11 protein-coding genes and 1 tRNA gene are annotated in these 13,454 nt (G+C 35.0%); all 12 read right to left on the reverse strand.

The features are described from left to right. Positions 1-73 precede the first annotated feature (73 nt). The 12 genes from rpsG to rpmG all read right to left on the reverse strand — a co-directional run bounded on the left by rpsG (position 74) and on the right by rpmG (position 13,427). A complete protein-coding gene (gene rpsG / locus HUE88_RS11305; protein WP_194369104.1) occupies positions 74-541 on the reverse strand; it encodes a 30S ribosomal protein S7 in 468 nt (155 codons plus the stop codon). A gap of 109 nt (positions 542-650) precedes the next feature. Continuing rightward, positions 651-1,025 (reverse strand): 30S ribosomal protein S12, encoded by a 375-nt coding sequence (rpsL, locus tag HUE88_RS11310; protein ID WP_194369106.1) that lies wholly within the window; start codon positions 1,023-1,025, stop codon positions 651-653. Positions 1,026-1,215: 190 nt separating this feature from the next. Continuing rightward, entirely contained in the window at positions 1,216-5,733 is a 4,518-nt protein-coding gene (gene rpoC / locus HUE88_RS11315; protein ID WP_194369108.1) for a DNA-directed RNA polymerase subunit beta', read from the reverse strand. After that, entirely contained in the window at positions 5,726-9,871 is a 4,146-nt protein-coding gene (gene rpoB, locus HUE88_RS11320) for a DNA-directed RNA polymerase subunit beta (RefSeq protein ID WP_194369110.1), read from the reverse strand. The genes rpoC and rpoB overlap by 8 nt, the downstream gene beginning before the upstream one ends. Before the next feature lie 210 nt (positions 9,872-10,081). Further along, a complete protein-coding gene (rplL, locus tag HUE88_RS11325; RefSeq protein WP_194369112.1) occupies positions 10,082-10,450 on the reverse strand; it encodes a 50S ribosomal protein L7/L12 in 369 nt (122 codons plus the stop codon). A 60-nt stretch (positions 10,451-10,510) separates the two neighbouring features. Further along, positions 10,511-10,990, reverse strand: coding sequence for a 50S ribosomal protein L10 (gene rplJ, locus HUE88_RS11330; protein WP_194369114.1), 480 nt, complete (start codon positions 10,988-10,990; stop codon positions 10,511-10,513). 153 nt (positions 10,991-11,143) lie between these two features. Continuing rightward, entirely contained in the window at positions 11,144-11,836 is a 693-nt protein-coding gene (gene rplA, locus HUE88_RS11335) for a 50S ribosomal protein L1 (RefSeq protein WP_194369116.1), read from the reverse strand. Between the two features lie 69 nt (positions 11,837-11,905). Next, complete coding sequence (rplK, locus tag HUE88_RS11340) at positions 11,906-12,331, reverse strand: 50S ribosomal protein L11 (protein WP_194369118.1); 426 nt, start codon at positions 12,329-12,331, stop codon at positions 11,906-11,908. A gap of 20 nt (positions 12,332-12,351) precedes the next feature. Further along, entirely contained in the window at positions 12,352-12,894 is a 543-nt protein-coding gene (nusG, locus tag HUE88_RS11345; RefSeq protein ID WP_194369120.1) for a transcription termination/antitermination protein NusG, read from the reverse strand. Between the two features lie 9 nt (positions 12,895-12,903). Continuing rightward, positions 12,904-13,083 (reverse strand): preprotein translocase subunit SecE, encoded by a 180-nt coding sequence (gene secE / locus HUE88_RS11350; RefSeq protein ID WP_194369122.1) that lies wholly within the window; start codon positions 13,081-13,083, stop codon positions 12,904-12,906. Positions 13,084-13,144: 61 nt separating this feature from the next. Beyond that, a tRNA-Trp gene (locus tag HUE88_RS11355) sits at positions 13,145-13,220 on the reverse strand. 54 nt (positions 13,221-13,274) lie between these two features. Beyond that, the gene (rpmG, locus tag HUE88_RS11360; protein ID WP_194366986.1) at positions 13,275-13,427 is read right to left on the reverse strand and encodes a 50S ribosomal protein L33; all 153 of its coding nucleotides are present in this window, start codon (positions 13,425-13,427) and stop codon (positions 13,275-13,277) included. Positions 13,428-13,454: the final 27 nt, after the last annotated feature.

Genomic DNA, 13,454 nt, shown 5'->3' on the forward strand with positions numbered 1-13,454 from the left:
TGTCTATTTGCAAAAGAGGTCATTGAGGAATTCCCAACCAAATGGCTAGGAGACTCCGCTCAAGGATTAAAGATTACCAGCGATAGTGAGCAAATGCTTTATTTGCTTCAGCCATACGGTAAGTATCTTCTTTTTTCTTAAATGCATTACCTTTATCAGATGACGCATCCATTAATTCATTTGCTAATCTCTCAGCCATAGTTCTTTCATTTCTCTTACGAGAAGAATCAATTAACCATCTGATAGATAGTGATAGTTGACGTACCGGGCGTACTTCTACTGGAACTTGATATGTAGCACCACCAACACGGCGACTTTTTACTTCAATAATAGGTTTAATGTTTTCAATAGCTTCATTAAAAGTATCAATACCTGTTTTTTCACCACGAGAGCTAATGATATCCATTGCACTGTAAATGATTTTTTCAGCTGTACTTTTTTTACCATCGTACATAATTTTATTTATAAACTTCGTTAAAATTTTGCTTCCATAAACAGGATCTGGCATTATTTCACGAACGGGAGCTTTTCTTCTTCTCATTTGTAATTTTCCTTACTTCAATTTTTTCAAATTTACTCAAAATATATCACTAAAGATATATCCTGTGCTCGCTTGATATATTTATATTTAAACTTCTATTAAAAGTTATCTATTTTTTAGGTCTCTTAGTTCCATATTTAGAACGAGCAACTTTACGATTTGCAACACCAGCTGTATCTAAAGCACCACGAACGATATGATACTTAACACCAGGTAAATCTTTAATACGACCACCACGTACAAGTACGATTGAGTGCTCTTGAAGGTTGTGACCCTCACCACCGATATAAGAAATAACTTCAAAACCTGAAGTTAAACGAACTTTTGCAACTTTTCTTAAAGCCGAGTTAGGTTTTTTTGGTGTTGTCGTGTAAACACGTGTACAAACACCGCGACGCTGTGGACACGATACTAGAGCTGGTGATTTAGATTTCTTAACCACACGTTTACGCTCATTACGTATCAATTGATTGATTGTAGGCATACAATTCCTTTACTTTATTTTCCAGTAGAATTTAATTCTCTAATTTTCAGAGAATTATAGACACGTGATGGTACATAAAAAGTGATTAAAGTTAGCTTATTTTAAGTGTGGATTAATATTTATATTTTAAAGGAGGTATATTAGTAACTACGCAAAGCGCAGCTACTATAGACAGAGAGTTTATATAAAACTACTCTGAATCGATATTAAACATGATTTCTTGATCTTTATAGATACCTGTTCCAACTGGTATAGTTCTACCAATGATAACATTCTCTTTAAGGTCATTAAGATCATCAATCTTTGCAGATACTGCAGCTTCTGTCAATACTTTTGTAGTATCTTGGAAAGATGCAGCAGATATTATACTATCAGCTGAAACAGCTGCTCTAGTAATACCAACCAAGAATGGCTCTGCTATAGCTGGGCGACCACCAAGTCTAGTGATTTTTTCATTCTCTTGTGCAAATTTAGCTTTAGAAACTAAATCTCCTTCAATAAACTTAGTATCTCCAGATTTAACAATCTTAATTTGTCTAAGCATTTGAGTAAAAATTACTTCAATATGCTTATCAGCAATATTAACACCTTGAGAACGGTATACTTGTTGTACTTCACTTACTAAATAGTTATAAAGTGCTTTAACACCCATAATACGAAGTAGTTCATGTGAAGAGATAATACCAGAAGTAAGTCTTTCACCAGCATGTACAAAGTCACCTTGCGCAACAACTGCTACATGTGATTTATCTACAAAGTACTCTTTAATAATTCCATTGTCACTACTAACAATGATTCTAACTTTTCCACGAAGCAATTTACCAAAACTTACTGTTCCATCTATTTCAGAAATAAGTGCAGTAGCCTTTGGACGACGTCCTTCAAAAAGTTCAGATACACGAGGAAGACCTCCTGTAATATCGCTTGATTTTTGAAGTGCTTTTGGTGTTTTTGCAATTATATCTGCTACCTTTACTGTTGCGCCATCTTCTACATATATAGATGATTTTGATTCAATTTGGTATCTCAAAAGCTCACCATCTTCACTAGCAAGTACAATTGTCGGTTTATACTCAGCAGATAAGTGATCGTTTATCATTAAACGTGTTTTACCTGTAAGCTCGTCATATTGTTCGCTTGCTGTTGTTCCAACAATGATATCTTCAAATTTAACTACACCATTTGTCTCAGATATAACTGGGTTTGAGTATGGATCCCATTCAGCAATTACAGTTGACTCATCACTCTTTGGTTTAGCAATAAGTGTAGTTGAATCAACAGCAGCATCATCTGAAGCAACAATAACAGATCCGCGAGCTACATAATGTCTTACAGCTTCACGGTTATTTGTATCAACTACAGTTGCGAAAAGACCTTTTTCAACTACTTCATAACCTGATTTAAGACCTTCAAATCTCTCAAGGAAGTCACCTTTAAGTAAAAAGTACTTAACAGTACCCTCTTCTTTAGCATATATCTTTTGAGTGACTGGAGCACCATCTTTTACTAATAATTCAGAAGCGTACGGAACACGACTTGGTACATTCCACCCATCTTTAATTGTTTCAACAATAGATTCAGATTCTGCTACCTCAGAACCACTTTCATAAGGGAAGTAGTATTTACCTTCAATCTGCCCACCTACTCCAGCAAGTTCATTAGGCTTAGCAATCTCATTTTTACGAAGTGAATATCTAACCGTCTCATTTTTAGAAGATATACTAATAACAACTTCATCATGAATTGTTTGAATATTCAACTTTCCTGAGAATGGAGCTTTAATTTTTGGTTCAACTAATAATACAGCTGCATTTCTACGATTTGCAACTATACTTCTTCCTTCTTTAGAAGAGTATGTTTTAACATTGTAATAACGTATAAAACCCTCTTTTGTAGCTACAACTTGTCTCTCTTGAGCAGTCGAACTTGCAGTTCCACCAACGTGGAATGTTCTAAGTGTAAGCTGAGTACCCGGCTCACCAATTGACTGAGCAGCAATAATACCTACAGCCTCACCAGTACGAACAATATGTCCTGTTGCAAGGTTAACACCATAACAAAGTGCACAAATTCCATTTTGACTTTTACATGTAGTCGGTGTTCTAATATGAGCTGTTTTTATGCCCGCTTCAGAAATTACTTGTGCAGAAATTTCATCAAGCAGAGTTCCCTCAGCAAAAAGAATTTCATTACTAATAGGATCTATAACATCATCAGCTAGAACTCTACCATTTAGTCTATCTTCTAAAGACTCAATAAGTGTATTTTGATCAGATATATCTGAAATTTCAATACCTTCATGAGTATGACAGTCATGTTCTACAATCTTAACATTTTGAGCAACATCAACAAGCTTACGAGTCAAATAACCTGCATTAGCTGTCTTTAGTGCTGTATCGGCAAGACCTTTTCTAGCACCGTGAGTTGAAATAAAGTACTCAATTACGTTCAGACCCTCTTTAAAGTTTGAAATAATCGGTGTCTCAATAATATCACCACTTGGTTTAGCCATAAGACCACGCATACCAGCTAACTGACGAATTTGTGCAGCAGAACCACGAGCACCAGAATCTGCCATCATATGGATTGAATTGAATCCATCTTTATCTGTTTGAACCAAATCCATCATCTGAGTAGCAAGAGTATTGTTTGTATCTGTCCAAACATCAATAATTTTATTATATCTCTCTTGTTCTGTCAAAAGACCAGCTTCGTACTGTTTTTGAATCTCTATAACTCTGTTTTTAGATTCAGTTATTTTAGCAGCCTTAGTCTCAGGAATAATAATATCAGCTATAGATATTGATACTCCAGATTCAGTTGCATGCTTAAAACCTAAATCTTTAAGATTATCAAGGAATGTTGCTGTTATGCCTATTCCACCATGTTTTTGAACATAATCAACAGTTTCATTAATAGCTTTTTTCTTCATAACTCTGTTCCAAAGTTCAATTGGAACAAACTTAGGCAATACAGCTTTAAGAAGCATACGACCAGCAGTTGTGTGAATTATTCTTCCATCAACACGCGTTCTTATTTTTGCATGTATGTCAAGTGCGTCATGTTCAATAGCAATTCTAATTTCATCAACGTTTGCAAAAAGTTTATTTGAACCCTTAACACCATTTTTTTCTAACGTTATATAGTAAATACCAAGAACCATATCTTGAGATGGTGTAGCTATCGCCTTACCAGATGCTGGAAGTAAAATATTCATAGATGCTAACATTAAAACTTTTGCTTCTGCAATTGCTGCAGAACTCAAAGGTATATGTACAGCCATCTGATCTCCATCAAAATCGGCATTGAACGCAGCACAAACCAACGGATGAAGCTGAATAGCTTTACCGTCAATCAGTTTTGGATGGAATGCTTGAATCGACAACTTATGAAGTGTTGGTGCACGGTTAAGAAGTACAGGATAACCATCAACTATCTCAGCTAGACACTCCCAAACTTCATTTGTTTTATCATCAATCATGTTTTTTGCGGCTTTTACTGTTGTAGCATAACCTTTTTCTTCAAGCTTAGCAATCAAATGTGGCTTAAACAGCTCTAAAGCCATTTTTTTAGGTAAACCACACTGATCCATACGAAGATTTGGACCAACAACAATTACAGAACGACCTGAAAAGTCAACACGCTTACCAAGTAAGTTTTGACGAAAACGCCCCTGCTTACCTTTAATAATTTCACTTAAAGATTTAAGTGGACGCTTGTTAGCACCTTTTACTGCGTTTGCACGACGACCATTGTCAAACAGTGCATCAACAGATTCTTGAAGCATTCTTTTTTCATTTCTAACAATAATCTCAGGTGCTTCAAGTTCAACTAAACGCTTTAGTCTTTGGTTACGGTTAATAACTCTTCTGTATAAATCATTTACATCAGAAACAGCAAATTTACCACCATCTAGAGAAACAAGAGGTCTTAAATCTGGTGGAAGAACAGGTAAAACTGTTAACATCATCCAAGCAGGATTATTTCCACTATTTAAAAATGACTCTATTACTTTCAATCTTTTAGCAATAGTCTTTCTTTTAGCTTCACTTTTTGTAAGTTCAATATCCTCTTTAAGTTGTGTAAATGCATCAACTAAATCAATTGAATCTAATAAATCGCGAATAACTTCACCACCCATACGAGCAGCAAAGCCTAATTCACCAAATCTTTGAACTAAAGTACGGTATTGCTCTTCATTTAAAACATCATATTTTAAAACTGGTGTTTTTGCTTCAGCATCATAGTATGCTTCTCCACCAGACTCAACAATATATGCTTCATAATAAAGTACACGTTCAAGGTCTTTCATTTTAATACCAAGAAGAGTACCGATTCTTGAAGGCAATGAACTAACATACCAAATATGAGCTACTGGTGTAACAAGTTCGATGTGACCCATACGGATACGACGAACTTTAGTGCTTGTTACTTCAACACCACACTTCTCACACACAACACCCTTGTAGCGCATTTTTTTATATTTACCACAAAGACACTCATAGTCACGTACTGGACCAAAAATCTTTGCACAAAATAGACCATCACGCTCAGGCTTAAGTGTACGATAATTAATAGTTTCAGGCTTTTTTACTTCACCATGACTCCAAGACATAACTTTCTCTGGAGACGCTAAACGAAACTGCAGTTGTTTTATATCTTTTGGTCTTTTATCTTCAGTTACTTCAATAGGTACTAGTTTACTCATTGTCTTCAACCTCGTCAAAAATTTCTACATCAAGAGCTAATGATTGAAGCTCTTTAGTTAATACAAATAGTGTTTCAGGGATACCAGAAGCTGGTATCAATTCACCTTTTGTAATTGCTTTATATGCACGAACACGACCATCAACATCATCAGATTTGATAGTTAACATCTCTTTTAAAACAGCAGAAGCTCCATAAGCTTCAAGAGCCCAAACTTCCATCTCTCCAAATCTTTGTCCACCAAATAGTGCTTTACCACCAACTGGTTGTTGAGTTACTAAAGAGTATGGTCCAGTTGAACGAGCATGAATTTTCTCATCAACAAGGTGATGAAGCTTAAGAATATACATGTAACCTACATTAACACGCTCTTTTATCTTCTCGCCTGTTAATCCGTTATAAAGTACTACTTTACCGTCACTATCCATTTTAGCTAGTTCAAACAGTTTTTCAAACTCGGCAGCATTAACACCTTCAAAAATCGGAGTGGCAAACCTAACACCATTTGACCAATCACGTGCGTACTTTAGAAATTTTTCATCACTCATCTCACCAATAACATGTTTAGCATTCATCATACCTGCAACATCTGCTATCTCAATCATTTTAGAGCGAAGATTTTGTATAAAATCTTTTTGCTTTGTCTCAAATTGTTCTAATATTTGGTTACCAAGTTCACGACCTGCCATACCTAAATGCATCTCTAAAATTTGACCAATATTCATACGAGATGGAACACCAAGTGGATTAAGACAAACATCTACACTTCTTCCATCTTCCATATATGGCATGTCAACTTCTGGTACGATTATTGAAACAATACCTTTATTTCCGTGACGACCAGCCATTTTATCACCAACTTTTAGCTGACGTTTAGTAGCAATATAAACTTTTACATACTTAACAACACCATTTGGCAAGATATCATCTTTTTCTAAAATAGTTAGTTTCTCTTCATGCTCATCGCGGAAAAGTCTTTTCTCTTTTTGAAAATAGTTTTTAGTTTTATTATATTCATCTTGAATTGCTTCACTGAATGATTTAATAATTGCATTCATTGCAAAACGATTTACTTCAACTAAATCATTACCGTTTATAATATCTCCAGCTTTATAATCAGTATCTCCTATTTTAATAGCAGAAACTAAAGCCTCTTTTGTTAAAAGTTTAGTAACTCTTAACATCTCCTCTTTATCTATCATAAGAAGTCTATCATAGTGCTCACGCTCTAAATAGTCACGCTCTTCTTTCTCAAGTTCTAGTGCACGAGGATCTTTGTCATAACCTTTTTTTGTAAAGATTTTAACATCAACAACAACACCTTCCATACTTGGAGGACAGTAAAGTGATTTGTTTATAACATGTCCAGCTTTTTCGCCGAAAATTGCACGAAGAAGACGCTCTTCTGGAGTTGGCTTTACTTCACCTTTTGGAGAAACTTTACCAACTAAAATCATACCGCCAGAAACAGTTGTACCAATTTTAACGATACCACTCTCATCCAAATGAGACAACTCATCATCTCTAACATTTGGAATATCACGAGTAATCTCTTCTACACCATGTTTAAGTTCTCTAGCTTCAACTTCTTTTTCATAAATATGAACAGATGTAAAAGCATCTTTACGAATAAGTCTCTCTGAGATTACGATTGCATCCTCAAAGTTATAACCATTCCAAGGCATAAAGGCAACCATTGCATTAACACCAAGTGCTAGCTCACCTTGATCCATATTTGGACCATCTGCAATTATCTGACCTTTTTCAACTCTTTCACCAACATTAACAATTGGCTTTTGAGCAAAAGATGTGTTTTGATTGGTACGAAGATTTTTTTGTAATGGGTAGTAATCTATATAGATTTCTCCATCATCATCTCCCATAACATAAACATGTTTTCCATCCACTTTTTCAACAACACCAGAACGTTTTGCTTTCACACACTCCCAAGAGTCTCTTGCAACAAGCTTCTCAACACCTGTTCCAACAATAGGTGCAAGCGGTCTCAAAAGAGGAACAGCTTGACGTTGCATGTTTGAACCCATTAGTGCACGATTGGCATCATCATGCTCCAAGAATGGAATAAGAGAGGCTGCAACACCAACAACCATACTTGATGATAAATCAGCATACTCACACTCAATAGATGGACGAAGTAAAATTTCACCATCCATTCTTGTTGTAACCAATTTATCTATAAATTGCCCATCTTCATCATATTTGTTTGATGCAGCAGCAATCTTTTTGCCCTCTTCTTGAGTAGCTGTAAGATAAATAATTTCAGATGTAACTTTTCCATCTTTCATTACTTTATATGGTGCTTCAATAAATCCATGCTCATTAACTTTAGAGTAAGTAGCCAAAGTATTGATAAGACCAATGTTTTGACCCTCTGGAGTCTCAATTGGACATATTCTTCCATAGTGAGTCGGATGAACGTCACGCACTTCAAAACCAGCACGCTCTTTAACTAAACCACCCTCACCTAGAGCCGATAAACGGCGCTTATGAGTAACTTCTGACAATGGATTTGTTTGGTCCATAAACTGTGAAAGTTGTCCACCAGAGAAAAACTCCATAATTGTTGATGTAATCATCTTTGAGTTAATTAAATCATGAGGCATTAACTCAGACATAGGTCCACTCATCGTAGATAATTTGTCACGAATAGCTTTTTGCATCTTAACTAAACCATTATGTAACTCATTTCCTAAAAGTTCACCAATAGAACGAATACGACGATTACCTAAGTGATCTCTATCATCAATGTGACCTTGTCCATTTTTAACTTTAATAACATACTTTACAGATTCTATAACATCTTCATGAGTTAAAACAGTTACGTATTCAGGAATATTAAGACCAAGTTTATGATTCATTTTCATACGACCAACCTTAGTCAGGTCATATCTCTCTGGATCAAAGAAAAGTTGATTAACAAAAGTCTTAGCAGCCTCTTTAGTAACAGGCTCTCCTGGTCTCATAACTTTATAAATACGAATAGCTGAAAGGTCATTCTCATCTTCAATATTTTCAGTTTGCTTTAATAACTTAAGTGAATCGGCATCAGCATTAAATGCGTTAATAATAGAACCATCGACACCTTCAGCTAAGTCATTTGCAATTTTAAAATTACTTACACCTAGCTCAGCCATCTTTTTAAGTTTACTCTCATCAATACGAGTCATAGTGTCAAAAAGAATTTCACCTGTTTCAGGGTCAATGATTGGTTCCGCTATATTACGATCAAGCAAAATTTCAAGTGGATATTCCACTTCTTTAAGACCATCATCAAGAAATTTCTGTGCTTTATTAGCTGATAATCTTTTTCCAGCTGGCACTAAAATTTGACCGTTTATATCAACTAAGTCATAACTCAATCTTGTTCCGTAATCACTTGGATTAAAAGTCATCGAAAATTTATTATCTACTATTTTAATTGTTTGAATAGGATAAAACAGTTTTAAAATATCTTGCTTAGAGTAACCAAGTGCACGAAACATAATAGTTACAGGAACTTTACGACGCTTATTAATTCTCATATATAAAATATCTTTAGGGTCATACTCAAAATACAACCATGATCCACGGTCAGGTATAATCTGTCCAGTATAAATAAGTTTATTTCCTGATGTTGTAGACTCTTCTTCTTTAAAGATTACACCTGGCGAGCGATGAAGTTGGTTTACAACAACTCTCTCAACACCATTTATAATAAAAGACGTTCTATCTGTCATAAGCGGAATATCACGAACAAAAATACTTTGTTCTTTGATATCTTTAACACCTAATTTTTCTTTTGTGTTTTCATCTCTGTCCCAAAGCACAAGACGTGTTTTCATTCTTAATGATACAGCATAAGTAAGACCACGCTCCATGCATTCTCTAACTGTATATTTCGGTTTCCCAACATCAGAACCAATATATTCTATAGTAAGTCTATTTTGAGTATCATGAATTGGAAATACTGACTGAAATACTGTCTCAACACCGCTATCTGATCTATCTTTATCATCAAGCATTAAAAAATTATTATACGAACTTTGTTGAAGTTGTAATAAATTTGGTACTTCTATCTGTTGAGGAGTTTTAGAGAAGTCTACACGAAGACGATTTCCGGAGTATAAAGTGTTTAACATAGGCTACCTCGATGAGTTGTTATTAGGACTTAATCTTAAAGATTAAGTTTATCGTATCCAAGCGTCCTTAGATAGATTTTGAGCTCTCTATAAGAGCTCCATTTTACAGTGCTTATAAACGACATAAGGGCACTTTTACGAAGTGATAAAAATCTCTTCGTAAAAGCGCCCATAAATGCAGGGCCGAAGCCCTAGCAATTTAGTTAAAAACTATTTAACTAATACTGTAGCACCAGCTTCTTCAAGCTCTTTTTTAGCTGCTTCTGCAGTCTCTTTATCAACACCCTCTTTAATAGTTGATGGTAAAGCTTCTGTTGCGTCTTTAGCCTCTTTAAGGCCTAAACCTGTAAGAGCACGAACAACTTTAATAACACCGATTTTCTTAGCACCAGCATCAGTGATAATAACATCAAACTCAGTTTGTGCTTCTTCAGAAGCACCACCAGCAGCAACAGCAGCACCAGCTACTGGTTGAGCAGATACACCAAATTTTTCTTCAAATTCTTTAACAAGTGCAGAAAGTTCTAAAACAGAAAGTCCTGAGATAAATTCTAATACGTCTTCTTTAGTTACAGCCATAATTTTCTCCATTATGTAAATTATTATGATGATAAATATCATCTATATTGTTAAAAGCTATTAAGCTTCCTCTTTTTTTTGTCTTAGTGCGTCTAGCCCGATTGTAAAACATGTAATTGGCGCCATCCAAGTAGCAGCAAGCATTGCAAGCAACTCTTCACGACCTGGAAGTTTAGCAAATGCTTCAACCATAGCAGCATCAGCTGGTACACGGTCAACATAAGCAGACTTAATTACAAATTTTTCATTATCTTTAGCAAAATCAGAAACTACTTTAGAAGCGGCAACAGAATCTGCACCCCATACTAAAATATTAGTATCTACTAGCTCAACACCTGTTAACTCAGCATTAGAAAGTGCGATTGTTGCTAAAGTATTTTTAACAACTTGTACTTTTGCTTCTTTTGCGCGAGCAGAATTTCTTAAACCTTCAAGAGCAGAAACGGTCAAACCTTTGTAATCACAAAAGATTACAGTTTGAGCGCTTTTAAACTCATTTGAAAGTACTTCAATAATTTCAGCTTTTTGTGTTTTTGTCATAGAATATCTCCTTTCCAGACAACACTTCAACAGGAATGCTACAAATGTAGCATATTAAGCATTTGCTCCTATATCTCTAGTCCATAAAATGCAGTTACGAAAGTAGTAACTTTATAGTGTCTTAAAAAATATTAAGACACTAAAAACTACTAATTATTTTAAATCCATCAATTCCATAACATCAAGCTTAAGAGCAGGACTCATAGTTAACGAAAGTGCTCCATTTTTAATGTAGCGACCCTTTGCAGAAGCAGGCTTTTGCTTATTGATAGCTCTTACGAAAGAAACTAGATTTTCAGCAATTTTAGTTGCTTCAAAACTTGCTTTACCAATACCAGCGTGAATATTTCCTTTTTTATCAACACGGAAACTCACTTGACCACCTTTAACGTTAGTAACAGCAGTTGCAACATCAGGAGTTACAGTACCAGTTTTAGGGTTAGGCATCATACCTTTTGGTCCTAGAATACGACCAATTTGACCAACAAGACCCATACAATCTGGAGCAGCAACTACTACATCAAAATTGAAGATTCCATCTTTTATTTGTTGTACTAAATCATCAGTACCAACTATATCAGCGCCAGCAGCTCTAGCTTCATCAGCCTTAACACCCTTAGCGAAAACAGCAACACGAACAGTTTTACCTGTACCATGAGGTAATACAACTGCACCACGAATCATCTGGTCAGCATGTCTTGGATCAACATTTAGGTTAAGCGCAACTTCAACTGTTTCGTCAAATTTTGCACTTACTAAATCTTTTACACTGCTTGAAGCATCATTAACATTATATGCTTTAGTTAAATCTATTTTCTCTATTAATTGTTTATATCTTTTACTCATTATCAAATTCTCCTATGTAATTCTGCCACAAAATTTTTACATCATTGTGGTCGATGATTTATGCAGATATTAATCTACTACTTGAATACCAATTGAACGAGCAGAACCAGCTAAAGTATGAGCTGCCATCTCTCTGTCATCTGTATTTAAATCTTTAATTTTTTTATCTACAACTTCCATTAATTGTGCACGAGTGATTTTTCCAACTATGTTTTTAAGTGGATTATCTGTACCTTTTTTAAGTCCTGCAGCATGCATCAATAAAGCTGATGCTGGTGGTTGCTTAGTGATAAAAGTAAAACTCTTATCAGTATAAACAGTGATAATAACAGGAACTTTGAATCCCATTTTATCTTTTGTTTTTTCATTGAATGCTTTAGTAAATTCCATGATGTTAACACCACGTTGTCCTAAAGCTGGTCCTACTGGTGGTGCAGGTGTTGCTGCACCTGCATTAATGTGTAGCTTAATATAGCTTGCAATTTTTTTTGCCATTTTTTTTCCTTTTTTTTGATTTAAATTATTTTTTCAACTTGAGTGTAAGAGATATCAACCGGAGTTGCTCTACCAAAAATTAAAACATTAAGCTTTAGAGTTCCATGCTCTAAGTCATACTCATCTACTGTTGCAGTAAAGTTTGCAAAAGGGCCATCTGTTATACGCACTGTCTCACCATTGTCAAAAAATACTTTTGGTTTAGGTGCTGCACGATTATTAACACGGTCAAGTATTACATTAATATCATGTTCACTTAATGGTGTAGGTGTATTTCCTTCACCAATGAACCCTGATACTTTTGGAATACTTTGTATAAGATGTTGAATTTCAGTATTTAAGTCAATTCTTGCAAAAACATAACCTGAGTATAAAGAGCGCTCAGATATTTTTTTCTTACCATCTTTAACTTCAATAACATCTTCCGTTGGAACTATTACATCTGTTATAAACTCTTGCAAACCCATCTCTTCAATTATATTAAGTAGAGCGATGCGAACAGCTTTTTCACTTCCGTATGTTTGTATAGAGTACCACTGGTGCTTACTTGTTGTATTTTCCACTATTACCCCTTAACCTAAAATTGCTGACATAAACGATGACATAACCAAGTCAACTAAAGCTAAAAAAGCAGCTATAACTGTCACGACTATTACAACTGAAATATAAGCTTGCTTAACTTGTCCTTTTGTAGGAAAGATAACCTTGCTTAGTTCTAATCTTGCATTTTTTATATGTGTATTTAAATTCATTAAACTTTCCTAATAGTCATTAATTACAGATAAAGCTCTAAAGCTTTACAAATAATTAATGTGGCAGGCGTGGAGGGACTCGAACCCCCAGCACCCGGATTTGGAATCCGGTGCTCTACCATTGGAGCTACACGCCTATTCATCAACAATAAGTTCAAGCCAATATGGCTTAAACTTAAATTGCAACTATATTACAGTTTCATCTCTTTGTGAACAGTATGCTCACGACAAAACTTGCAATATTTATTTACTGAAAATTTTTCAGTATGAGTTTTTTTGTTTTTAGTTGTGTGATAGTTACGACGAGTACACTTTTCACATCCTAAATGTATTGCTTCTCTCATATTATTAACCTTTTAGATGATTTTGCT

This window comes from Candidatus Sulfurimonas baltica (assembly GCF_015265455.1).
Lineage (GTDB): Bacteria > Campylobacterota > Campylobacteria > Campylobacterales > Sulfurimonadaceae > Sulfurimonas > Sulfurimonas baltica.

What these genes read in the sequence shown, in the direction of transcription:
- rpsG (WP_194369104.1), bottom strand. Translation starts at nt 541, where the DNA reads ATGAGAAGAAGAAAAGCTCCCGTTCGTGAAATAATGCCAGATCCTGTT.
- rpsL (WP_194369106.1), bottom strand. Translation starts at nt 1,025, where the DNA reads ATGCCTACAATCAATCAATTGATACGTAATGAGCGTAAACGTGTGGTT.
- rpoC (WP_194369108.1), bottom strand. Translation starts at nt 5,733, where the DNA reads ATGAGTAAACTAGTACCTATTGAAGTAACTGAAGATAAAAGACCAAAA.
- rpoB (WP_194369110.1), bottom strand. Translation starts at nt 9,871, where the DNA reads ATGTTAAACACTTTATACTCCGGAAATCGTCTTCGTGTAGACTTCTCT.
- rplL (WP_194369112.1), bottom strand. Translation starts at nt 10,450, where the DNA reads ATGGCTGTAACTAAAGAAGACGTATTAGAATTTATCTCAGGACTTTCT.
- rplJ (WP_194369114.1), bottom strand. Translation starts at nt 10,990, where the DNA reads ATGACAAAAACACAAAAAGCTGAAATTATTGAAGTACTTTCAAATGAG.
- rplA (WP_194369116.1), bottom strand. Translation starts at nt 11,836, where the DNA reads ATGAGTAAAAGATATAAACAATTAATAGAGAAAATAGATTTAACTAAA.
- rplK (WP_194369118.1), bottom strand. Translation starts at nt 12,331, where the DNA reads ATGGCAAAAAAAATTGCAAGCTATATTAAGCTACACATTAATGCAGGT.
- secE (WP_194369122.1), bottom strand. Translation starts at nt 13,083, where the DNA reads ATGAATTTAAATACACATATAAAAAATGCAAGATTAGAACTAAGCAAG.
- rpmG (WP_194366986.1), bottom strand. Translation starts at nt 13,427, where the DNA reads ATGAGAGAAGCAATACATTTAGGATGTGAAAAGTGTACTCGTCGTAAC.